This is a genomic window from Micromonospora sp. WMMD714 (assembly GCF_029581315.1).
GTDB lineage: Bacteria > Actinomycetota > Actinomycetes > Mycobacteriales > Micromonosporaceae > Micromonospora > Micromonospora rifamycinica.
In genome coordinates, this window is sequence record NZ_CP120744.1 from 1,769,542 (window position 1) to 1,791,114 (window position 21,573).

General features: G+C 72.1%; 20 protein-coding genes. 10 read left to right on the forward strand and 10 right to left on the reverse strand.

Features of this window, described 5'->3' with window-relative positions:
- Nucleotides 1-20: 20 nt before the first annotated feature.
- Entirely contained in the window at nt 21-572 is a 552-nt protein-coding gene (locus O7625_RS07930) for a phosphoribosyltransferase (protein ID WP_282345246.1), read from the reverse strand.
- Nucleotides 573-789: 217 nt separating this feature from the next.
- On the opposite strand from O7625_RS07930, the gene O7625_RS07935 reads away from it, so the two are divergent.
- The 4 genes from O7625_RS07935 to O7625_RS07950 all read left to right on the forward strand — a co-directional run bounded on the left by O7625_RS07935 (nt 790) and on the right by O7625_RS07950 (nt 5,101).
- A complete protein-coding gene (locus O7625_RS07935) occupies nt 790-1,443 on the forward strand; it encodes a septal ring lytic transglycosylase RlpA family protein (protein WP_282346847.1) in 654 nt (217 codons plus the stop codon).
- Between the two features lie 79 nt (nt 1,444-1,522).
- Nucleotides 1,523-2,656 carry a PP2C family protein-serine/threonine phosphatase gene (locus O7625_RS07940; RefSeq protein ID WP_282346848.1) on the forward strand — a complete coding sequence of 378 codons (1,134 nt, stop codon included), beginning with the start codon at nt 1,523-1,525 and terminating at the stop codon, nt 2,654-2,656.
- A gap of 115 nt (nt 2,657-2,771) precedes the next feature.
- Nucleotides 2,772-4,628, forward strand: a complete 1,857-nt coding sequence (locus O7625_RS07945; protein ID WP_067300697.1) for an acyl-CoA dehydrogenase — start codon at nt 2,772-2,774, stop codon at nt 4,626-4,628.
- A gap of 203 nt (nt 4,629-4,831) precedes the next feature.
- Nucleotides 4,832-5,101, forward strand: coding sequence for a DUF6458 family protein (locus tag O7625_RS07950; RefSeq protein ID WP_067300694.1), 270 nt, complete (start codon nt 4,832-4,834; stop codon nt 5,099-5,101).
- A 152-nt stretch (nt 5,102-5,253) separates the two neighbouring features.
- Here O7625_RS07950 and O7625_RS07955 read toward each other — a convergent pair whose 3' ends face one another.
- Nucleotides 5,254-5,790 carry a histidine phosphatase family protein gene (locus tag O7625_RS07955; RefSeq protein ID WP_282345247.1) on the reverse strand — a complete coding sequence of 179 codons (537 nt, stop codon included), beginning with the start codon at nt 5,788-5,790 and terminating at the stop codon, nt 5,254-5,256.
- A gap of 123 nt (nt 5,791-5,913) precedes the next feature.
- Here O7625_RS07955 and O7625_RS07960 point away from each other — a divergent pair, with 123 nt between their 5' ends.
- On the forward strand, nt 5,914-6,204 hold the full coding sequence (locus O7625_RS07960) for a DUF6458 family protein (RefSeq protein WP_282345248.1): 291 nt from the start codon (nt 5,914-5,916) through the stop codon (nt 6,202-6,204).
- A gap of 70 nt (nt 6,205-6,274) precedes the next feature.
- On the opposite strand, the gene O7625_RS07965 is transcribed toward O7625_RS07960, so the two are convergent.
- The gene (locus tag O7625_RS07965) at nt 6,275-6,952 is read right to left on the reverse strand and encodes a hemolysin III family protein (protein WP_282345249.1); all 678 of its coding nucleotides are present in this window, start codon (nt 6,950-6,952) and stop codon (nt 6,275-6,277) included.
- 107 nt (nt 6,953-7,059) lie between these two features.
- Here O7625_RS07965 and O7625_RS07970 point away from each other — a divergent pair, with 107 nt between their 5' ends.
- From O7625_RS07970 to O7625_RS07980, 3 genes are read left to right on the forward strand one after another with little or no spacing between them, the layout of a single operon-like run.
- A complete protein-coding gene (locus tag O7625_RS07970) occupies nt 7,060-7,671 on the forward strand; it encodes an allophanate hydrolase subunit 1 (RefSeq protein ID WP_282345250.1) in 612 nt (203 codons plus the stop codon).
- Nucleotides 7,668-8,552: a biotin-dependent carboxyltransferase family protein gene (locus O7625_RS07975; protein ID WP_282345251.1), complete on the forward strand. Its 885-nt coding sequence runs from the start codon at nt 7,668-7,670 to the stop codon at nt 8,550-8,552. Before O7625_RS07970 ends, O7625_RS07975 begins: the two co-directional genes overlap by 4 nt.
- Nucleotides 8,536-9,285, forward strand: coding sequence for a 5-oxoprolinase subunit PxpA (locus O7625_RS07980; protein ID WP_282345252.1), 750 nt, complete (start codon nt 8,536-8,538; stop codon nt 9,283-9,285). The genes O7625_RS07975 and O7625_RS07980 overlap by 17 nt, the downstream gene beginning before the upstream one ends.
- Before the next feature lie 50 nt (nt 9,286-9,335).
- Here O7625_RS07980 and O7625_RS07985 read toward each other — a convergent pair whose 3' ends face one another.
- Together O7625_RS07985 and O7625_RS07990 are read right to left on the reverse strand one after the other, a co-directional pair.
- Complete coding sequence (locus tag O7625_RS07985; protein WP_282345253.1) at nt 9,336-11,174, reverse strand: NHL domain-containing thioredoxin family protein; 1,839 nt, start codon at nt 11,172-11,174, stop codon at nt 9,336-9,338.
- 64 nt (nt 11,175-11,238) lie between these two features.
- Nucleotides 11,239-11,421 (reverse strand): hypothetical protein, encoded by a 183-nt coding sequence (locus O7625_RS07990; RefSeq protein WP_281901504.1) that lies wholly within the window; start codon nt 11,419-11,421, stop codon nt 11,239-11,241.
- A gap of 512 nt (nt 11,422-11,933) precedes the next feature.
- On the opposite strand from O7625_RS07990, the gene O7625_RS07995 reads away from it, so the two are divergent.
- Complete coding sequence (locus O7625_RS07995; protein WP_282345254.1) at nt 11,934-13,178, forward strand: IS256 family transposase; 1,245 nt, start codon at nt 11,934-11,936, stop codon at nt 13,176-13,178.
- 365 nt (nt 13,179-13,543) lie between these two features.
- On the opposite strand, the gene O7625_RS08000 is transcribed toward O7625_RS07995, so the two are convergent.
- The 4 genes from O7625_RS08000 to O7625_RS08015 form a co-directional block, all read right to left on the reverse strand.
- Nucleotides 13,544-17,329, reverse strand: a complete 3,786-nt coding sequence (locus tag O7625_RS08000; RefSeq protein ID WP_282345255.1) for a HEAT repeat domain-containing protein — start codon at nt 17,327-17,329, stop codon at nt 13,544-13,546.
- 161 nt (nt 17,330-17,490) lie between these two features.
- Nucleotides 17,491-17,844: a nitroreductase/quinone reductase family protein gene (locus O7625_RS08005; protein ID WP_282345256.1), complete on the reverse strand. Its 354-nt coding sequence runs from the start codon at nt 17,842-17,844 to the stop codon at nt 17,491-17,493.
- Nucleotides 17,845-18,311: 467 nt separating this feature from the next.
- A complete protein-coding gene (locus tag O7625_RS08010) occupies nt 18,312-19,184 on the reverse strand; it encodes a transglycosylase SLT domain-containing protein (RefSeq protein WP_282345257.1) in 873 nt (290 codons plus the stop codon).
- A gap of 50 nt (nt 19,185-19,234) precedes the next feature.
- The gene (locus O7625_RS08015) at nt 19,235-20,050 is read right to left on the reverse strand and encodes a hypothetical protein (RefSeq protein WP_282345258.1); all 816 of its coding nucleotides are present in this window, start codon (nt 20,048-20,050) and stop codon (nt 19,235-19,237) included.
- 269 nt (nt 20,051-20,319) lie between these two features.
- Here O7625_RS08015 and O7625_RS08020 point away from each other — a divergent pair, with 269 nt between their 5' ends.
- Nucleotides 20,320-21,237: a DUF2690 domain-containing protein gene (locus tag O7625_RS08020; protein WP_282345259.1), complete on the forward strand. Its 918-nt coding sequence runs from the start codon at nt 20,320-20,322 to the stop codon at nt 21,235-21,237.
- Nucleotides 21,238-21,281: 44 nt separating this feature from the next.
- Here O7625_RS08020 and O7625_RS08025 read toward each other — a convergent pair whose 3' ends face one another.
- A complete protein-coding gene (locus O7625_RS08025; RefSeq protein WP_282345260.1) occupies nt 21,282-21,494 on the reverse strand; it encodes a hypothetical protein in 213 nt (70 codons plus the stop codon).
- Nucleotides 21,495-21,573: the final 79 nt, after the last annotated feature.

Below are 21,573 nucleotides of genomic sequence, written 5' to 3' on the forward strand. Positions count from 1 at the left end.
AGGACCGGGCGGCCACCACGTCAGGTGGGCAGGTCGTCGCCGGTGAGTAGGCCGTGGACGCCCAGCTCGGCGGCGACCGGGGCGGGCAGGTCGACGACCACGGCGGTGCCGCCGAGCCAGTGGGCGCCCCGGGCCGCGCAGAGTTCCCGGACGGCCCTTACCTGCGCACCGGTGGCCACCCAGTCGTCCACCATGAGCACCCGGTCGCCCACGCCGAGCCGGTCGTCGCGTACCGCCAGGTCGACCTGCCGGCCCCGGAAGTCGGGCGGGCTCTGTGCCCAGGTCAGCGGGGCGGCGGGGAGTCTTCCGTCGCCGGGTTTGTGGGCCGGGACGAAGCCGACGCCGAGGGCGGTCGCGGCGAGTGGCCCGAGGATCAGGCCGGTCACCGCGGGGGCGACGACGACCGTCGGCCGGGCGGAGCGGAAGGGCTCGACCAGGGCCGGGCCGAGCCCGGCGAGCGTCTCGGCATCCCGCCACCAGCGGGAGGTGTCGCTGACGAGGTGACTGCTGCCCGGCGCCGGATCGACCCAGGCGAACAGCTCGACCAGGCGGGTGCGCAGCTCAGCGGTCATGCCCCCATCCTCGGCGTCGACTCCCAACGGCCGCCAGCCGAGGGGGCGGGCGAATGCCATCGGTGGCATTCTGGCCCGTGCGGCCCAGCGGGCATCGGATGATCGGCTGTACGTATCACTGCAATTCGGGTCATAGCCACATGATCACGTTGACTTCGGAAGTGCTTCTCTCGCTACGGTCCCAGCCGTCATGAAGGCAGACGAAAGGACCGAGCCGGTGGTCGGCAGGCACTCGCGTACCCGGATCTTCTCCTCGCCCGCCGGCATCGCCGCCACCGCTGCGGTCGGCGTCGCGCTCGCCGTCGGTGGCACGGTCGGCGCGGTCCGGTTGACCGCCGACGACGTGCCGGCCCCGGCGGTGGTGGACACGGTCACGCCCGGCGCCACCGTCACCACCGCCCCGCCGAGCCCCAGCTCCAGTCCCAGCCCCAGCGTCACCCGCTCCCCGAGCGCCAGCCCGTCGCCGACCGTCACCGCGAGCCCGCGGGCGACCCGGACGCAGGCCGCCTCCCGGGGCAAGCCCCGCACGGCCGCGCCCAAGCCCTCCGCCACCACGAAGAAGGCGGCCGCCCCGAAGAGGAACGTCGTCGACAGTGGCTCCTGCGGCGCGTCCTTCTACGACGAGGGTCAGTTGACCGCCAACGGTGAGAACTTCGACCCGAACGCGCTGACCGCCGCGCACAAGACCCTGCCGTTCAACACCAAGGTCCGGGTCACCAACCCGGCCAACGGCAAGTCCGTCACCGTACGGATCAACGACCGTGGTCCGTTCATCGACGGACGCTGTATCGATCTGTCCCGCGCCGCCTTCGCCTCGATCGCCTCGGTCGACCTGGGCGCGCTGACCGTCAGGTACGAGGTGCTGGGCTGACTGTGCGGCCGACCGGGGCGGCCCGGCCGGGCAGAACACCCTCAATCGTGGGGCTAGGTTCATTCTCCGGTCCGGTTCCATCAGGCATGCTGTCCAGGTACGTAAACATGCCTTCCAGTCGGGCCGCGGCCCGCTGAGTCCCGGATCCCGCGCCGGCGTCGGCGCGGCCGTCGGCCTGCTCGCGGTCGTCTCGGCGATCGAGGCGGCCGACGGCTGGGCGGTCCACTACGTCGCGCTGATGACGGTGGCGCCGATCCTGGCGGCGGGTTTCGCCTCCTGGCGGGCGGTGGCCGGGGTGGGCCTCCTCGCCCTGGTGGTCGGGTCCGGCTTCGCGCTCACCGACCCGAGGATGGAGCTGACCACGGCGGTCGCCCTCGTCGGGATCGCCTTCGCCACCGTGGTGTCGGCCGGGGTGGCGGCGGTCCGGCAGGGGCAGGCCGAACGGATCGGCGAGTTGTCCAGGCTGGCCTCGGTGGCCCAGCAGGCGGTGCTACGTCCGCTCGGCCCGCAGGTCGGCACCCTGGCGGTGGCCGCCCGCTACATCTCTCCCACGGCCACCGCCGAGATCGGCGGCGACCTGTACGAGGCGATCGACACCCCGTACGGCGTCCGCATGATCATCGGGGACGTGCGGGGCAAGGGGCTGGACGCGGTCCGGCTCGCCAGCATCGTGCTCGGCTCCTACCGGCACGTCGCGTACGAGCGGCCCGACCTGCGGGCGGTGGTGGCCGACCTGGACCGGGCGGTGGCCCGTAACGTGGGTGACGAGGACTTCGTCACCGCGGCCGTGGTGGAGGAGCGCGGCGGGACGTTGACCATCGTCAACTGTGGGCATCCGGCCCCGCTGCTGCTGCGCCGGGGTGCGGTGATCCCGCTGGAGCCGCCCGCCCCCGCCCCGCCGCTGGGGTTCATGCCGGTGGTCCGGCCCCGGGTGGAGCGGTTGGAGCCGGGGGACCGGCTGCTGCTCTTCACCGACGGGCTCGGCGAGGCCCGGCGGGACGGCGAGTTCTTCCCGACCGCGGACCGGGCCTGGCGGCTGCTCGGGCACGGCACCGTCGGCGACGGCCTGGCCTCGCTGGAGACCGCCCTGGTCGAGTGGGTGCACGGCCGGCTCGACGACGACATCGCGCTGGTCCTGATGGAGTACACCGGCCCGCGCAGCGGGGTGACCGTGGCGGTGCCGTCCTGGGAGGTCGGCGCGGCGGAGAGCTGAACCGCAGGTGTGTAATCCCCGTCACGGTGATGATTGGGTTGTCGCTACCTACCCGTGAGTAATACAGTGGGGGTTACTGATCGGTAACACCTGTCCGGAAGCGGGGCCAGCGAACATGACCCACTACAAGAGCAACCTTCGGGACCTTGAGTTCAACCTGTTCGAGGTCTTCGGGGCGGACCGGACGTTCGGCCAGGAGCCGTACACGGACCTGGACGTCGACACCGCCCGCAGCTTCCTCTCCGAGGTCGACCGCCTGGCCCGCGAGGACCTCGCGGCCAGCTACACCGACAGCGACCGCAACCCGCCGGTCTTCGACCCCGCCACGCACACCGCGCCGCTGCCGGAGTCGTTCAAGAAGTCGTACCAGGCGTTCATGGACTCCGAGTTCTGGCGGCTGGACCTCCCCGAGTCCCTCGGCGGCAGCAGCGCCCCGCGCGCCCTCTGGTGGTCGCTGGCCGAGCTGGTGCTCGGGGCCAACGCACCGGTCTGGATGTACGCCTCCGGCCCGTCCTTCGCCCACGTGCTGCACGTCGAGGGCACCGAGGAGCAGCAGAAGTGGGCCAAGCTCTTCATCGACCGGCAGTGGGCCTCCACCATGGTGCTCACCGAGCCGGACGCCGGCTCGGACGTCGGCGCCGGTCGCGCCCGCGCGATCCCGCAGCCGGACGGCTCCTGGCACATCGAGGGCGTGAAGCGCTTCATCACCTCCGGTGAGCACGACCTGAGCGAGAACATCGTCCACTACGTGCTGGCCCGACCGGTCGGCGTCGAGGGCGTCGGCGGTCCGGGGACCAAGGGGCTCTCCCTCTTCGTCGTGCCGAAGTACCACTTCGACGCCGAGACCGGCGAGCTGGGCGAGCGCAACGGCGTCTACGCCACCAACGTCGAGCACAAGATGGGCATCAAGGTCTCCAACACCTGCGAGCTGACCTTCGGCGAGCACGGCACGCCGGCCCGGGGCTGGCTGCTGGGCGAGAAGCACGACGGCATCCGGCAGATGTTCATGATCATCGAGTACGCCCGGATGATGGTCGGCACCAAGGCGATCGCCACCCTCTCCACCGGCTACCTCAACGCCCTGGAGTACGCGAAGAACCGGGTCCAGGGCGCCGACCTGATCCAGCAGGCCGACAAGACCGCCCCCCGGGTCACCATCACCCACCACCCGGACGTCCGCCGCTCGCTGCTGATGCAGAAGTCGTACGCCGAGGGCCTGCGGGCGCTGGTCTGCTACACCGCCACCTGGCAGGACCGGATCGCGATCGCCGAGGCGGCCGGGGACGAGCAGGCCACCACACTGGCCAAGCGGGTCAACGACCTGCTCCTGCCGCTGGTCAAGGGCGTCGGCTCGGAGCGGGCGTACGAGCTGCTCGGCCACGAGGCGCTGCAGACGTACGGCGGCTCCGGCTTCCTCCAGGACTACCCGTTGGAGCAGTACGTCCGGGACGCCAAGATCGACACCCTGTACGAGGGCACCACCGCGATCCAGAGCCTCGACCTGATCTTCCGGAAGATCGTCCGGGACAACGGCAGGGCACTGACCACGGTCGCCGGTGAGATCCAGGAGTTCATCAGCACCGAGGCCGGCAACGGTCAGCTCAAGGAGGAGCGGCAGGCGCTCGGCCGGGCGCTGGCCGAGATCCAGCAGATCCTCGGCGTGCTGACCGGCTGGCTCGGCGAGGCCCAGGGCGGCGACGCCCGCAGCCTCTACAAGGTCGGCCTGAGCAGCCGCCGCTTCCTGCTCGCCCTCGGCGACCTGACGGTCGGCTGGCTGCTCCAGAAGCAGGCCGACGTGGCGCTGAAGGCGCTGGCCGGTGAGGTCTCCCCCGCCGACAAGGCGTTCTACACCGGCAAGGTGGCCGCCGCCCGGTTCTTCGCCCGCGAGGTGCTGCCCCGCATCGGCGCCGACCGGCGGATCATCGAGGCCGCCGACCTGGACATCATGGACCTCCCGGAGGAGGCGTTCTGACCCCGGCCGGTCGATAGTTCGCAACAGGGCCGATGTCGCGGTGTCCGAACGCCTGGACACCGCGACATCGGCCCCGTCGCACCCGCCACCCACCCCAGATTGCCCGCCCCGATCCCGATAGGCGGGAGGCTGGGCGGGTAAGCCGCGCGGACCGCGTCGTCAGGGCACGCCCAACGGCCACCGCACGGGGGAGTGCAGCGCACATGGGTATTGGTAGCGGCATCTTTCTCATCGCGCTCGGCGCGATCATGACGTTCGCCATCCGGGCCAACGTCTGGTGGATCGACCTGCGCGCGGTCGGCTGGGTGTTCATCCTGGCCGGGCTGGCCGTGCTGCTCACCACGCTGTGGTTCTGGCAGGACCGGCGCAAGCGGGCGCGCACGCTCATCGTGGAGGAGAACCGGCTCTCCCATCCGACCGCGATGATGCCGCCGCCGCCCGACCCGCCGCCGCCCACCGCACCCCCGTCCTGACCCGGCACGCCCGACCCGGCACGAGGCCGGCACGCCTGGCCCGGCGCGAGGTCGGCGCGCCTGGCCCAGCGCGAGGCCGGCATGCCTGGGCCGGCGCGCCCGACCCGGCACGCCTGGGCCGACCTGCCCGTCGACCGGGTGTGGAGCGGAGGTCAGCCGCGGGCGGTGTGCCGGTCGACGATCGGGGCGTCACCGGGGGTCAGCGCCGCCCACGGCGTGGCCACCCGGTGCACCACGAGATCGGTGGTACGCAGCCCCTCCCGGTCGGCCCGTTCCGGGTCGAGGAGCGCCGACAGCAGCGAGATGCCCGGATTGTGGGCGACGAGCAGGACCGTGCGGGACTCCGGTTCGACCGTCCGCACCAGGTCGAGCAGGTCGTCCGGGTGTGCCTCGTACGCGGCGGCGGCGTAGCGCACCACCGGTGCCGTCCCCGCCGGGCCACCCTCCGGCGGGCACCCGGCCAGGCCCAGCGCCACGTCGTGCCAGGTCTGCCTGGTGCGGCGGGCCGCCGAACAGATCACCACGTCGGGCGGCAGGACCCGGCGGGCCAGCCAGACCCCGGCGGCGGCGGCGTCCGCGTGCCCGCGTGCGGTGAGCCGCCGCTCGACATCGGGGCCGGCCCCGGATTGTTCGGCCTTGGCGTGTCGCAGCAGCACCAGTGTCCGTGTCTCGGCCCCGCCGTCCGTCATTCCCACAGCTTGCCTGATTGGCGCGCGTGTCGCCTGGGTATGTCGATGGGGCCACTCGCTCATCGATGCCCTCGATGGCCGTGGCGGGTGGGTAACGCCAGCGGACAGCCAAGGAGGCATGTCATGGGCATCGGTGCCAGTATCTTCCTGATCGCGGTGGGTGCGATCTTCGCGTTCGCCGTCGACGCCGATCTGGGATGGCTCAACCTCGACGTGGTCGGCTGGGTGCTGATGCTCGCCGGTCTCGTCGGGCTGTTGACCACCCTCTACTTCTGGAACAGCCGCCGCCGGGCCGTCGTCACCACCGGGATTCGTCAGGACCAGGTCGTCGCCGACCGGGTCGTGCCGGTGCAGGGCGACCGGGTGGTACGTGAGGAGTACCGCGAGTCGCGGGGGCCGGGTTACCCGGTCTGACCGACCGCCCTCCCAGGAACTCGAGGACCCCGCAACGGCGCGGGGTCCTCGAACTTTTCCGGCCGGTGGGTCAGGAGAAGACGGCGAAGTAGATCGCGACGTGGTGGCAGAGAGCGGCGACCAGCGTGCAGGCGTGGAAGAACTCGTGGTGGCCGAAGACGGTGGGCCACGGGTTGGGCCGGCGCAGCGCGTAGCAGACCGCGCCGATGCTGTAGACCGCCCCACCGGCGGCCAGCAGCACCAGCACGGTGACCCCGCCCTGGCTCAGGATCTGCGGGAGGATCGCCACCGACACCCAGCCGAGGGCCAGGTAGAGCGGCGCGGAGACCCAGCGCGGCGCGTGCGGCCAGATCAGCTTGACGGCGACGCCCGCCAGCGCCCCGCCCCAGACCAGGCCGAGCATCAGGACGGCCGTCGACCGGTCGAGCAGCAGGACACAGAGCGGTGTGTACGTCCCGGCGATGAACACGAAGATCATCGAGTGGTCCATCCGGCGCATGATCTGGTAGCCGCGCTCCGACCACACCCGGCGGTGGTAGAGGGCGCTGGTGCCGAACAGACCGCAGACTGTCACGCTGTAGATCAGGCAGCTGACCAGGGGTGTCCAGCCTGGCCGGGTAGCCGCGACGGCGCTGAGGACGATGCCGCAGACGAGCGCGACGAAGAACGCGTAGGTGTGCAGCCAGCCGCGCATCCGGGGCTTACCGATGTCGACAGGCTTGAGTCGAAGCGGTGCGGAGGTGGTCACGGAATCAGGTTACGGCACCGTAGGTTACTTCTGGGTAGTGCGAACCGTCACCACGCCGGTCGGGTCCACCGACCCTGGACCGAGCATCGATCGGGGAGTATGGCGGGATGCGGATCCGACCCGTGGGCCGGCACGCCCTCCTGCTCGACTGCGACGACCCCGGCCAGGTCGAACAGTGGCGGGCCGAGCTGTGGCGACGCCGCGCGGCCGGTGAGCTGAGCGCCACCGAGATCGTCCCGGCGGCCGGCACCGTCCTGCTCGACGGGGTGCCCGACCCGGAGTCCACCGCCGCCCGGATCGCCGGCTGGACCCCCGCGCCCGTCACCACCACGGCCGGCACCGCGACGGTCGACGTCCCCACCGTGTACGACGGGGAAGACCTGCCCCGGGTCGCCGAGCACTGGCGGACCACCGTGCCCGAGGTGGTGCGACGCCTGGCGGACACCGAGTTCCGGGTGGCGTTCTGCGGCTTCGCCCCCGGCTTCGGCTACCTGACCGGGCTGCCCCCGCGGTACGCGGTGCCCCGACTGCCCACCCCGCGCCCCCGGGTGCCGGCCGGCTCGGTGGCCCTCGCCGGGCCGTACGCGGGCATCTATCCGACCGCCTCGCCGGGCGGCTGGCTGCTGGTGGGGCGGACCACGCTCACCCTCTTCGACGTGTCCGCCGACCCGCCGGCCACCCTCACCCCCGGCACCCGGGTCCGGCTGGTGACGGTGTGACCGGGCGGCACGCGGAGCAGGAAACCGCGGGCGCGATCGAGGTACGGCGGGCGGGACCGCGTACCACCGTGCAGGACCTGGGGCGGCCCGGCTGGGCGCACCTCGGCGTACCCCGGTCGGGGGCGCTCGACCCGGCGGCGCTGGCGCTGGCGAACCGGCTGGTCGGCAACCCGGCGGACACCGCCGGTCTGGAGCTGACCCTCGGCGGGTGCGAGCTGCGGCTGACCCGCGCCGGCACGGTGGCGGTGACCGGGGCCGACGTCGACGTCCGGGTCGACCGGCGACCCGGCGACGTGGGCCGACCACTGGCGGTCCCGGCGGGGGCGGTGCTGCGGATCGGCCCACCCCGACACGGGCTGCGCAACTGGCTGGCGGTCGACGGCGGGATCGCCGTCGACCCGGTGCTCGGCAGCCGCGCCACCGACACCCTCTCCGGCCTCGGCCCACCCCCGGTCCGCGACGGCGACCGGCTCCCGCTCGGCCCGCCGGCCGGACCGCCCGCACCGGTGGACTTCACCGTCGGCCGACCGGTGCCGACGGAGTTGTGGCTGATCCTGCGCCCCGGCCCGCGCGCCGACTGGTTCACCGCCGGGGCGATGGCGTCGCTGCTCGGCACGGCGTACACGGTGAGTCCGGTGAGTGACCGGGTCGGCGCGCGACTGGTCGGCGCGCCGCTGCCCCGCGCGGTCGCCGGTGAGCTGCCCAGTGAGGGCGTGGTGCTCGGGGCGGTGCAGGTGCCCGCCGACGGCCAGCCGTTGATCTTCCTGGCGGACCATCCGACCACCGGCGGCTACCCGGTGATCGGCGTGGTGGACGACGTGACCGGGCTCGCGCAGGCCCGCCCGGGGACTACGGTGAGGTTCCATGGACCTCAACGCTGACCTCGGCGAGGGATTCGGCATCTGGCGGCTCGGCGACGACGAGGCGCTGCTCGACCTGGTCACCTCCGCCAACGTGGCGTGCGGCTTCCACGGCGGCGACCCGTCGACCATGCGGCGGGTCTGCGCCGCCGCCGCCGAACGCGGCGTCGCGGTCGGCGCGCAGGTCGGCTACCGGGACCTCGCCGGCTTCGGCCGCCGGCACATCGCGTACGGCTTCGACGAGCTGCGCGACGAGGTGACCTACCAGCTCGGGGCACTCGACGCGTTCTGCCGGCCGTACCGCACCCGGGTCCGCTACCTCAAGCCGCACGGCGCGCTCTACCACGCGGCGGCCACCGACGAGGTGCAGGCCGCCGCCCTGGTCGCCGCGGTCAGCGGGTACGACCACGAGCTGCCGATCCTGTGCGCGCCCGGCTCCACCCTCGCCCAGCTCGCCGTCGGCGCGGGCCTGCGGGCGGTCGCCGAGGGCTTCGCCGACCGGGGCTACCTGCCCAACGGGACGCTGGTGCCGCGTACCGCGCTGGGCGCGCTGGTCACCGACCCGGAGGAGGTGGCGCTGCGGGCGGTCCGGATGGCCACCGAGCAGACGGTGGTGGCGGTCGACGGGACCGTCGTACCGTGCCCGGTCGCCTCGATCTGCCTGCACGGGGACAGCCCCGGCGCGGTCGCCTCGGCCGCCCTGGTGCGGGCCGCGCTGATCGACGCCGGCGTCACCCCGACCCCGTTTGCCTGACCGCCCCCGGTGGCCTGCCGGCCTGGTGGTCGGTGGCCGGCGGGTAGGCCTCAGGCGTCCAGGCCGCGCAGCACCAGCGGGAGCCGGGTCGCGCCGTCGTCGACGACCCGGACCGGGACGCCCCAGTCCTGGCGGGTCAGGTGGCAGGCGGCGTGCTCGACGTCGGCGTCGCAGGTGGCGGCCTGGGCGGTCACCTGGAGCACCCCCTGGGGCACGGCCGGGTCGACCACCAGCCGGCGGGACAGCTCGGTGCCGGTGCCCGCCCCCTCGACCAGCAGCTCCGGCGGCGAGGCCGAGACGACCAGCCGGGTCGACGGCCCGTACGTCTCGTCCAGCTTCTGCCCCGGCGCCGGCGTGAAGATCACCTCCAGGGTCACCTCGCCGGCCGCGACGTCGGTGGGTTTGCGTTCCAGCCGGTGCCGGGGACCGTCCACGGTGTCCGCCCCGGCGGCGGTCAACGCGCCCGGGGCGAGCCGGGTCAACCGGTGCGCGGCCGACTCCACCACCAGCACCCCGCCGTCGGCGGTGAGCACCAGGTCGCTCGGCTCGGCCAGCCCGTCGGCCACCGTGGCGACCAGGCCGGTCGCCGGGTCGAAGCGGCGTACCGCGCCGTTGTAGGTGTCGGCGATCAGCACCGAGGAGTCGGGCAGCGCGCACACCCCCAGCGGATGCTGGAGCAACGCCCGGTCGGCCGGCCCGTCCACGTGCCCGAAGTCGAACAACCCCTGCCCGACGGCGGTGCCGAGCACGCCGTTCTGCACGAAACGGATGGCGCTGGTCTCGCTGTCGGCCACCCACAGCCGGGTGCCGTCGGCGGAGACGGACAGGCCGGACGGCTGGGCCAGCCACGCCTCGGGCAGCGGGCCGTCCCGCAGCGCCTCGACGGTGGTGCCCGCGTACATGCCGGCGGTCCGCTTGACCGGGTCGAACCACCAGAGCTGGTGGATGCCGGCCATCGCCACGATGACCCGGTCGTCGTACCAGGCCAGGTCCCACGGGGAGGAAAGGTCGACGGAGCGCGCGTCGTGGGCGTGGTCGTCGACCGTGGAGCGCCACTGCCGGCCGGTGCCGGCGACCGTGGTCACCTCGCCGGTGTCGAGGCGTACGCCGCGCAGCAGGTGGTTGACGGTGTCGGCGACCAGCAGGTGGTAGCCGGCGACCTCGGCGACGTGTGCGGGCAGCAGGCAGAGCCCCTGCGGTTCGGCGAAGCCCGCCGAGGCGGCCGGGCCGTCGACCCGGCCCCGCTCACCGGAGCCGATCCGCCGGACCGGCGTCTCGCCGTCCGGGGCCAGCTCGACCAGGCTGTGCCGGGCCGAGTCGGAGACCAGCAGGTTGCCGCCGTCGAGCAGCACGGCCTTGCCGGGGAAGCGCAGCGTCGTCTCCGCATGTGTCGGCGGCACGTACGGCCCGTCGCCCCGGTGCAGGGTGCCCTTGGCCTCGTGGGTGGCGATCAGGTCGTCGACCAGCCGGACCAGCCCCTCGGCGTGGCCCTCGCCGGCCATCGTGGCGACCACGTAACCCTCCGGGTCGACCACCGCCAGGGTGGGCCACGCCTTCGCCGCGTACTGCTGCCACATGTCCAGCTCGGGGTCGTCGAGCACCGGGTGGTGCACGCCGTACCGCTCGACAGCGGCGGCCAGCGCGGCCGGGTCCTTCTCGTGCTCGAACTTCGGCGAGTGCACCCCGACGACGACCAGCACGTCGGCGTACTTCTCCTCCAATGGGCGCAACTCGTCGAGCACGTGCAGGCAGTTGATACAGCAGAAGGTCCAAAAATCGAGCAAAATGGTCTTTCCCCGCAGGTCGGCGAGCTTCAGCTCCCGCCCACCGGTGTTGAGCCACTGCCTGCCCCGCAGTTCGGGGGCACGTACGCGCGGTGTCGTTCCCATGCCTGTCAGCCTGTCACGTCACCCCGGGCCGGGCATCGTGACCCGGACGACGCATCAGCGCTTGCTAGCCCGCGCCGCCCTCGTTGCGCTCTCGTCGTTTCGCGGCGTAGGCGCGGACCTCGACCGCGTCCCAGATCCGGCCGACGGTCAGGGTGTCGATCGGGGCCGGAAAGTCCGGGCGGTCGACCAGGATCGCGGCGCGCTGGCGGGAGACGCCGAGATAGTCGGCGACCTCCGAGAGGGCCATCACACGCACGGTCGGACCATCCGGTGACACAGGTAGGCAACCTGTCACCGAGGGGGTTGACGACCTGCCTACGGGTCCGCCAATGTTGAGCCTATGCCTCTACGCAGAGCAACGGAGCCGATACCTGCTGATCTCGTCCACCGTCGCCGCCGATGGTCCCGCGCATGCGTCTGTGGCCTTCGGTGGCGGCACTGCCCGGATCGCCTGCGAAGCCCGGAGCCGGCCGAGCCGATGCCTATGCGCCCGGGGTGGGCGAACGAGCTGACCCACGCCTACCCGCAGCCCGGCCGGGAGCCCCGGCCGACGCGGGACCAGGCATATCGCACCAACGTGGGGCGGCGCTGGTGACCGCCCACCGGCCGCAGCGTCCCGCGTGGAACTGCGGGGCGTGTCGGTCGCGTCCACGGGAGTGGTGTACGACTTGCCCGTGATGGGCGTGTTGCGTAGATGAGAGACGGCCACCGCGCGATCCTTCGAGACGGCTAAGTCCGAGTGAAGGAGAGTGATGCGCGATGGCCGCATCTGAGAGTGTGAACCCTGTTGAGCTGCTGTGCGAGCAGATCGCGGGCGCGTCGCCGGATGTGTTGCAGGCGATGATCAAGACGTTCGCGCAGGCGGTGATGTCTGCCGAAGCTGATGCGATCTGCGGTGCCGGCTATGGACAGCGCAGCGACGAGCGGGTCAACTCGCGCAACGGATACCGGCAGCGCGAGTGGGACACCCGGGCTGGCACGATCGACTTGGCGGTGCCGAAGCTGCGGCACGGCAGCTACTTCCCGGACTGGCTACTGACGCATCGTCGGCGGGCCGAGCAGGCTCTGGTCTCGGTGGTGGCCACGAGTTACCTGCTCGGGGTGTCGACACGGCGGGTGGAGAAGCTCGTCGAGCAGCTCGGTGTCCGTCAGTTGTCCAAGTCGCAGGTCTCGGAGATGTCCACGCACCTGGACGCGCAGGTCGAGGCGTTTCGCAACCGGCCCTTGGACGCCGCCCACTACACGTTCGTGTGGATGGACGCGCTGACAATGAAGACCCGTGAACACGGACGGACCGTCAACGTCCACGCCCTGATCGCGGTCGGGGTCAACGCCGACGGCCAACGCGAAGTCCTCGGTCTGGACGTCGCCTCCGACGAGGACGGCGCCGGATGGCTGGCGTTCCTGCGCTCGTTGACCGCCCGCGGTCTGTCCGGTGTCCGCCTGGTCATCTCCGACGCCCACGCCGGCCTCGTCGCTGCGATCGGCGCCGCCCTGCCAGGAGCCGCATGGCAACGATGCCGCACCCACTACCTGCGCAACCTGCTCACCAAAGTCCCGAAGTCCGCGCAGCCATGGATCGCTACCCTCGTCCGCACGATCTTCGACCAGCCCGACGCCGACGCCGTCCACGCCCAGTACCGGCGGGTCGTGACCACGATCGAAGCGAAGTTCCCGGCCGCCGCCGAGCACCTCGACACCGCCCGCGACGACCTCCTCGCGTTCACCGGCTTCCCCCGTGAGATCTGGCGTCAGATCTGGTCGAACAACCCGCAGGAACGCCTGAACAAGGAGATCCGCCGCCGCACCGACGTCGTCGGGATCTTCCCCAACCGGCCAGCGATCATCCGCCTCGTCGGCGCGGTCCTGGCCGAACAGACCGACGAATGGACCGAAGGCCGCCGCTACATGAGCCTGGAACTCCTCGCCAAAGCCCGCCTGATCACCCTCGACACCAGCCAACACGACACCGACCACACCGACCCCGCCCCGATCGCCGCATAACATCAGACCGGATCACGCGATGGCCGTCTCTTACACCACCAGCGCGGACGTAACCGGCGTGTCAGCAGCCGTATCCGTGTCCCGAGGCGCGGAAGGCTCTCGCGGCGGGCGATCTGTGGACAACCCAGAGGTACCTGGCGAGTCTCTTCGTGACGGCAGTGGGTGATCTTCCGGCGGTGCCGGTGGTGGACCTGTACGCCAGGTTTCTGCTGTCGGTGCCCGTTAAGGGCTCCAGAGCGGACCGTAGCCGTACCGGTTCTTCCGGGAGACCGCCTACGTGACGTGCGGTGACGGTGGTCCGTCCCCGGTGGTCCTGGTGTGCCACCGCCGGCTGCCCCCGGTCGACACTTCGATGGGAAGTTCCATCAAACATTGCTGATTGTTTGGCGATCGACGGAAAGGGTGGCCTCGACGTGTGCCAGCAAGGTTTCGTACACCTCGTCCGACACGGATGCCCCTCCGTCAGTGGAATTGACGCATGCCCTGGCCAGGTCTGACAGGATGCCTGGCGCAAGTTCCGGACGTCTGCGGGAAAAATTGATCAGCGTGCTTTTGGCTTCGTAGCGAATCTGAAAACTGCCATCCACCAACAGTTTCAGAAGCAAGTTCTGAATTTCTCTGGAGGGTGTCACATCGCGAAACAGCCTTACTGCGACTGACCGCGTCTCCCCCAGTTCGGCCGTGGTGGCGAGGGTGGTCAGTGCCGTGGTGGCCCGTTCGGTGAGTGCGCCGGTTTTCGCCAGCGTACGGATCGCCTCGATCTGTATGCGTGGTTGAGCGTGGGTGGTGGCGAGGGTGGTCAGTGCGGTGGTGGCCGGTTCGGTGAGGGCACCGGCCCCGGTCAGCGCCCGGATGGCTTGGAGCCGTATGTGCGGGTTGGCATGGGTGGTGGCGAGGGTGGTCAGTGCGGTGGTGGCCGGTTCGGTGAGCGCGCCGGCTGCGGTCAGTGCCCGAAACGCCTCGATCTGAAGGTACGGGTCGGTGTGGGTGGTGGCGAGGGTGGTCAGTGCGGTGGTGGTGGGGTCCGTGAGTGCGTCGGCGTCGGCCAGCGCCCGGATCGCCTGTAACTGCACGTCCGGGTCGGTGTGGGTGGTGGCGAGGGTGGTCAGTGCGGTGGTGGTGGGGTCCGTGAGTGCGTCGGCGTCGGCCAGCGCCCGGATCGCCTGTAACTGCACGTCCGGGTCGGTGTGGGTGGTGGCGAGGGCGGTCAGCGCGGTGGTGGTGGGGTCCGTGAGTGCGTCGGCTTCGTTCAGCGCGCGGATCGCCTCGATCTGTACGTACGGGTCGGTGTGGGTGGTGGCGAGGGTGGTCAGTGCGGTGGTGGTGGGGTCCGTGAGTGCGTCGGCTTCGGCCAGCGACCGGATCGCCTCGATCTGTACGCGCGGGTCGGTGTGGGTGGTGGCGAGCTTGGTCAGTACGGCGGCGGCGGTCTTGGTGACAGCGCCGACGTCCGTCAACGCCCAGATCGCCTGGATCTGGACGTTCGGGTCGGGATCGGTGGTGGCGAGGGTGGTCAGTGCGGTGGTGGCCGGTTCGGTGAATGCCCCGGCTGCAGCCAGCACCCGAAACGCCTCGATCTGTATGCGTGGTTGAGTGTGGGTGGTGGTGGCGAGGGTGGTCAGTGCGGTCGTGGCGGGTTCGCTGAGCGCGCCGGCTTCGGTCAGCGCCCGGAACGCCTCGATCTGCACGCGCCAGTAGGTGTGGGTGGCGGCGAGGGTGGTCAGTGTGGTGGTGGTGGGTTCGTTCAGTGCGCCGAACCGGGCCGCGATGACCGCAAGCTGGCACCAGCGCAGCAGAGTGGTGTCACCCGACGGGACGACACGACTGTCCAGGGCGGCGCGGAGTCGATCAGCGGCCTTGGTGCCGCCCAGCGCGGCCAACCGCTCCGACAGGGCGACCCGGTAGGCGGCGAAGCGGCATCGGCTGTGTTCCTGGTCGAACCACTCGTCGACCGCCTGGCTGATCACCGCGTCGATGGTCGCGGTCTTCAGCGGTGTGTCGTCGGCCAGGACCCGGAGCATGAACAGGAAGTCCCGGCCGAGCAGTTCCTCGTACGGACTCGGGTTGCCCTCGGCCGGATAGATCGCCTTCGTCACCACGTCGTCGATCTGCTCGACATAGTCGGTGCCGATCAGGCCGAGCGCGAGCAGGATCGGCTCCTCGTAGCGGGGGTCGTGCAGCCGGCGGCGGATCTCGGCGATCCGGTCGGTGGCCGAGCCACGGAACGCCAGCGCCCGGCCGGCGTAGTACTCCTCGAAGGTCAGGTGGGCGAAGCCGTAGCGGCCGGGAGCCCGCTCGACCAGCAGGCCGGTGTGCGTGTCGGCCTTGTCGACGAACTCGGCCACCCCCAGCCCGGCGTCGGTGCGCAGCGGGTCGGCGGCTTCCAGCACGCGCGGATCCCACCCGACGCCCTGGTGCGCCGCCCACAGCGGACCGAGCACTTCAAGTAGCTCTGCACGGGTGGCGGCACCCTCCGGGCGGTGCTCGTGCATCCACCAGCCCAGCTCGGTCAGCCACCGGGTCAGGATCCGCTCGTCGGGCAGGTCGGCCTCGGCGACCCCCTGGGCGCTGCGCCAGGTGCGCCCGAGCGCGTTGCACACCTCCACGTACGCCTCGACCCGGCGGTGCGGGAGCCGGCCGCTGGCCCGGTGCACCAGCACCAGCGCGGTCAGCAGCAGGGGGTTGGCGGCGAGCCGGCGTACCCCGGCGTTGGTCGTGAGGGCCTGTTCGATCGCGGTGGCCTCGCGTGCGCCGGCCAGCCGGGTCGCCTCGGCGGACCGGCCCGGGGTTTCGGCGCGTTCGACCTCGCGGCAGTAGACGTCGAGGAAACGGCTGATCGTCGGGTCGTCCATGTCCTGGAGCCGTACCGCGCGGAACGGCTCCGGCAGCGGGGCGGCCTGGTAGCCGGCGATCCGGCTGGTCACCACGAACCGGTTGCCCTGCCGGGCGTGGGCGGTCACGAAGTTGGTCACCGCCGTGACCACGTCCCGGCGCAGCTCGGCCGAGGCGATCTCGTCCAGGCCGTCCAGCAGCACCAGGCAGCGGCCGGCGTCGAGCTGGCGACGCAGCAGATCGGCCAGGCCCGGCAGGGTGCACTCCGCGCGGCGGAGCTGGCCGGGCAGGAACTCGCCTACGCCCACCTCCGGGTACCCCTGGCGGGCGTACTCGCCGATGCGGAGGTAGATCGGGATCAGCGCGTCCCGGCCGTGGACCTGCTCGCCGCCGATGAGCGCTCGGGCGTGGGTCAGGGCCAGGTAGCGCAGCAGGGTGGTCTTGCCCGTCCCGGGATCGCCCAGGACCAGCAACTGGGCGGTGTCGCGGGCCGCGTCGAGCACCGGCTGGCTGGCCGGCTGTTCGGTCTCGGCGGCGAACCGGTGGCCGTACTCCGTCTGCAACCGGTCGAGGGCGGCCTCGAAACCGGTGTGGTCCAGCGTCCCCTCGGCCACCAGGGCGGCCAGCCGCTCCCGTTCGCGCTCGAACCAGGCCCGCGCCCGGTCACCGGGATTGCGGTCCCGCCGCGCCTGCAACCCGACGAACACCTCGCCCAACGGAAGCTGCACGGTGGTGTTCCGGACCACCCCCACGGTACGCAGGTAGCGGTGCTGGTCGATCAGCCAGCGCAGGTAGGCGATCCGGTCCTCGTCGGTGGCGTCGACCGCGCCCAGGTGCTCGGCGATGCGGCTGGTCGCCTGGGCGGTCGACGCGGCATCGGAGCGGCCGAGCATCCCCTGGAGGGCCGTCTCGCGGCGTACCTCGGCGGCCAACCCGTCGAGCAGGGCCTTGAACGCCGGCCGCAGCAGGCCGATCCGGTCGTACCGGTCGTCGTCGGAGGCGGCCGGCCCCAGCGAGTCGACGGCCCGTTCCGCCAGCCGCACCGGCGAGGGCGGCACACCGGGGACGAGCACCTTCGCCAGCTCGGGAGCGCCCTCGTGCACCCAGAAGCCGTCGTTGACGTCGAACTCGGCCAGCCGGTCGCCGTACGACCGGTGCAGCTCGGTGAGGGCGCGGCGCAACGCGCGCTCCAACGCCTTGTGCTCCGGGTCTCCCCGGACGCGGGCCTTGACCTCCTTGGCGGCGGCGGTGCCGATCTCCTTGCCGACCTGCGACAGGATCGACTTCGCCAGCGCCGTGGCCAGCGCGACAGGGTCCATGACCGGCAAGTCTAGGCGTGACCGACCACAAGGGAGGGTCGCCCAACCGACCGGCTCCTGGTCAGCGTGGCATCGTCGCCCCCGGCCGGACCGGGCATCGTGGCCCGGTCGACGGTCGGGCCGGTCGGCGGTCGGGCCGGTCGGCGCGCCGGCCCGCCGCGTCAGTGGGTCAGGTCGACGGTGACGGTGACCCGGCCCCGGTCGTCCCGGCGGGCCACGGCGTGCCCGGCCCGGTCGACCCCGTCGAGGTTCAGCGAGAGCGGGCCGCCCGCGCCCAGGAAGTTCCGCCACCACTGCTTGGCGTCGGGCATCGCGACCTGGATGACCACCGCGTCGCCGGCCTGTCGGTACGCGACAGGCGTGCTGAACGTCCGCCCGGAACGGCGACCGGTGTAGGTGACCACGGCCAGGTGCCGCCGGAGGAACCGCCCCCAGCGTGGCGACGACCGCAGCGTCATGACACGGGCGTTGAACCTGCGCGCCAACCCCGAGGGGAACGATCCTCGTTGACCCATCCGGGCCTCCGTCGTCGATGTGAAAGCTCCACGTCGACCGTAACACCGGCCGGCCCCCGGGAACGTGAGGGAGAGCAGCGACCGCCGGCCGCCACCGGGCCGGGAAGTGATGTCGGCGTACACCGGTATGCCTGTCAGTCATATTTATGCCTGTCAGGCATACCGCTCTCCGGACACGGTGTAGGTCGCCGCCGCCGCGCCCGGAGGAATGGGGCGTGGGACGCCCCCGCGCCCGGAGGAATGGGGCGTGGGACGCCCCCGCGCCCGGAGGAATGGGGCGTGGGACGCCCCCGCGCCCGGAGGAATGGGGCGTGGGACGCCCCCGCGCCCGGAGGGGTGGGGCGTGGGTCGTCGCTGCGTCGGGAGGGGCGCGGGGCGTGGGGTCGTCGCCGGGTCGGGACGGCGGCGGTCACGACGGAGCCGCGCGGGAGGGTCCGACCCTGCCCGCGCGGCCCCGGACGGCACGGTCAGCAGCGACCGACCATCGTCTTGACGTCGTAGGCGGTGTTGACCCAGGTGTCGGCCACGTAGCCGGTCACGCCCGTCGCCGGGTTGGTGATCCGGTCCCAGGTGGACGACGGCCAGTAGCCGCCGCTGACGTACTCGCCGAAGGTGTAGCAGGAGATGTTCACCGTCGCGCCGTAGCCGACGGAGCCGGCGATGCCGTAGGTGGTGCCCGGCCCGGTGCGGATGTTGAGCGACGGGTTGGCCAGGATCGTGCCGGTTACGGCCGGCGGGTCGCCGGTGCCGCCGAGGCGGGCCACGGCGGCCTGCGCGGCGGACAGATAGCCGGCGTACGCCCCGTTGTTGTACGTCGACCAGGGCTGCCAGTTGCTGCCGCCGCTGGAGATGCTGTAGGCGGCGTTGGCGTTGCACTGGGCGGTGTACGCGCAGGTGTCGTTGACGGTGGGGTGGTAGCAGTTGTTGATCTGCCACAGCCCCCGGTCCAGCGAGCCGTTGGGGCAGCCGGCGGTGGGGCCGTTGCTGCCCACCGCCGACGGGTTGCAGGAGGACTCGGCCATCGCGACGGCCACGGCGGTGACCAGCGGGTTGTTCCGGAACCCGGCGGCGTAGGCGACCTGCGCACACAGGTCGATGCCGACCGCGTTGACGCCCACCCGGGCCGTCTTCGCGCTGGTGGCGGGGCCACCGACACTGGCCGGCTTGGCCTGGTCGACCGGGCGGGGGGCCGACGCCGCGTGGGCGACCGGGGCGGTCGTGGTGGGTGCGGCGGTGGCGGGGGTGGGCACGGTGCCGGCACCGACGACGGCGACCAGCGCCAGGCCCAGGGCCAGGCGCAGGGCACGCCGGGCCGTGGGGGTGGCAAGGGGGAGACGCATCATGATCCTTTCGGCGGACGACCGGGAGGGAACCGGGCCGGGTGGAGGCGTCAGCGCCCGGTCCACTCCGGGTCGGCGTAGGACCAGCCGAGGTACGGCGCACCCGGCCAGGTCTGCGACACGCGGCGGACGGTGGCCGCCGAGGTGATGTAGTTGCCGTTGCCCTCGGAGAGCATCACGTGGCCGTAGTACCCGTTGATCGACGCGGCGGCGTAGAAGACCAGCGCCCCGGCCGGCGGGGTGCCCGACGTGTGGATCATGCCGCGCGAGTACAGCGAGTTGTAGTGCACGATGGCGGACGCGTAGCCGCTGGCGGCCCGCCCGTAGGCGTGCCCGACGAAGTTGTCGCACCAGCCGTCCCACGCGTGGTTGGAGTCGCCCAGGTCCCCGTTGGTGTACGCCTGGCCGATGACCGACCGGGCCCAGGCCATGGCCCGGTCCTCCCGGGTGCCGGTGGGCGGCGGGGTGGTGGTGCACTCCGGCTCACCGGGCAGGTACTGGTTGAACCCCGGCGTGTTGGTGTAGAAGTCGCTGATCCAGCCGCTGGCCGGGGAGCTGATCCGGTGCCAGACCGAGTTGCCGGAGATGTTGCGCCCGCGTACCGCGCACTCGGCGGTGAATCCGGTGCCGTCGCCGAGGACGGCCACCGTGCCGGCGTTCGCGTCGTACGGGCTGGTGCGGACCATCAGGCCGGCGCCGCCCGTGCCGGCGACGCTGTAGCCGGTGATGCCGGCGAACGACGGCGAGGCCGTGCCCACCAGGACCATCGCCGTGACACCCCAGGCGGCGAGGACCCGTCCGACGAGCCTCGGCAGCCGCCGGCGGGGCACCGACCCCGGAGCGTTCGTGCCGTTCGTGTGGTACACGCGGTTCTCCTGTCGAGAGTTCGGCACCGCCCCGGGACCGGCGCGGTGTTCCCGTCGGACGGTGAGCCGGATGATCCGTGTGTACCGGGGATGAACGTCGATACCGAACCGTTCGGATACGTGCCCCACTCGACACTCCCCGTGAGATCATATTCGCCGGCACCTATCAGGCGGGTGGCTGCTCCGGGGTCGATCCTGTCGTGACGCCCGCCTGTAAAGCACTGGCGTGACGGACGTTGACACCAGGGTTTACACGCAGGGGAGGGTCCATGACGGGGCGAAGCGGACGACCCGACGGCCAGGTGCCCGATGCCACCCGGGACCACGGCGGCGATGCCCGGCACCGCGAGTTCGTCGCCGACCTCGCCCAGCTACGGCGCGACGCCGGGCAACCGTCCCTGCGGAAGATGTCCACGACCGCGCACTACTCGCACACCGCCCTGGCGGGCGTGCTGTCCGGCACCCGGCTGCCGTCGCTGGAACTGACCATGGCGTTCGTCCGGGCCTGTGGTGGGGACGAGGAGGCCTGGCGGGCCCGCTGGCACCGGGAGGCCGAAACGGGCCAGGCGACCGAGCCGGACCCGGGACGACCGGCGGAGCGGCGACCGACGCCGACACGGCGGCCGGCGGTGTCCCGCTGGGCGCTGGCCGCGACGGCAGGGCTGACGGTGCTCGTCGCCGGCTCGGTCGTTCCGCTGCTGGCCGATTCGGGCGTCGGCCCGGACCGGCGGGCGGACCGGCCCACCGAAGCCTCGACCCCGGCACCCACGACCGCCGCCGTCGCCGTCGCGGACGGGGCGGACCCGCAGGAGGCGCGCTGCCAGGTCGACGCGCTCAGTGTGGAGACCGTCCCGGTCCCGGACCCCGACCCGAAACAACAGCCCTACGGCAGCCTGACGCTGCGCCACTCGCCGCGCTGCCAGGCGGCCTGGCCGCTCTTCGTCTCCACCGAGCGGGTGCCGACCGGGGCGACCGTCCGGCTCTCCGCCACCCGCCCGTCCGACGGGGCGACCAGCCGGTTCGACTATCCGTACATGGTGAAACGCCAGGTCTACAGTGTCTTCGGCAACGTGCTGCGGACCACCGGGGGCTGTGTGTCGGTCACCGTGGACATCACCGCGGCGGACAACCGCCGCCTGCTGGCGAGCGCCCGGACCCCCTGCGTACGGCTCGGTGCCCGGACCTGACGGCGCCCCCCGCGCGGACGCGGGGGGCGCTGGTCGGCCTGTGGTCAGACGTGCTGGGTCTCGGTGGTCGAGGGGTGCAGCTCGGCGGTCGTCCCGGTGACGAACCGGCCGGTGCTCGCACTACGGTTGACCTCGCGGTCCCCGCCGCCGCCGACCTGCTCGGTGGTCGTGTGCCGGTGCTCCCGCTCGGTGGTGCTCTCCGTGACGAACCGACCGCTGCGGGCGCTGCGGTTGACCTCGTGCTCGTTGCCGGCCATGGGGACCTCCTCGGGCTCAACGTCTGCGTGCCCTCAAGACTGCCCAGTGCGCGGCTCCCGAAACACCGACGGCGGGGCA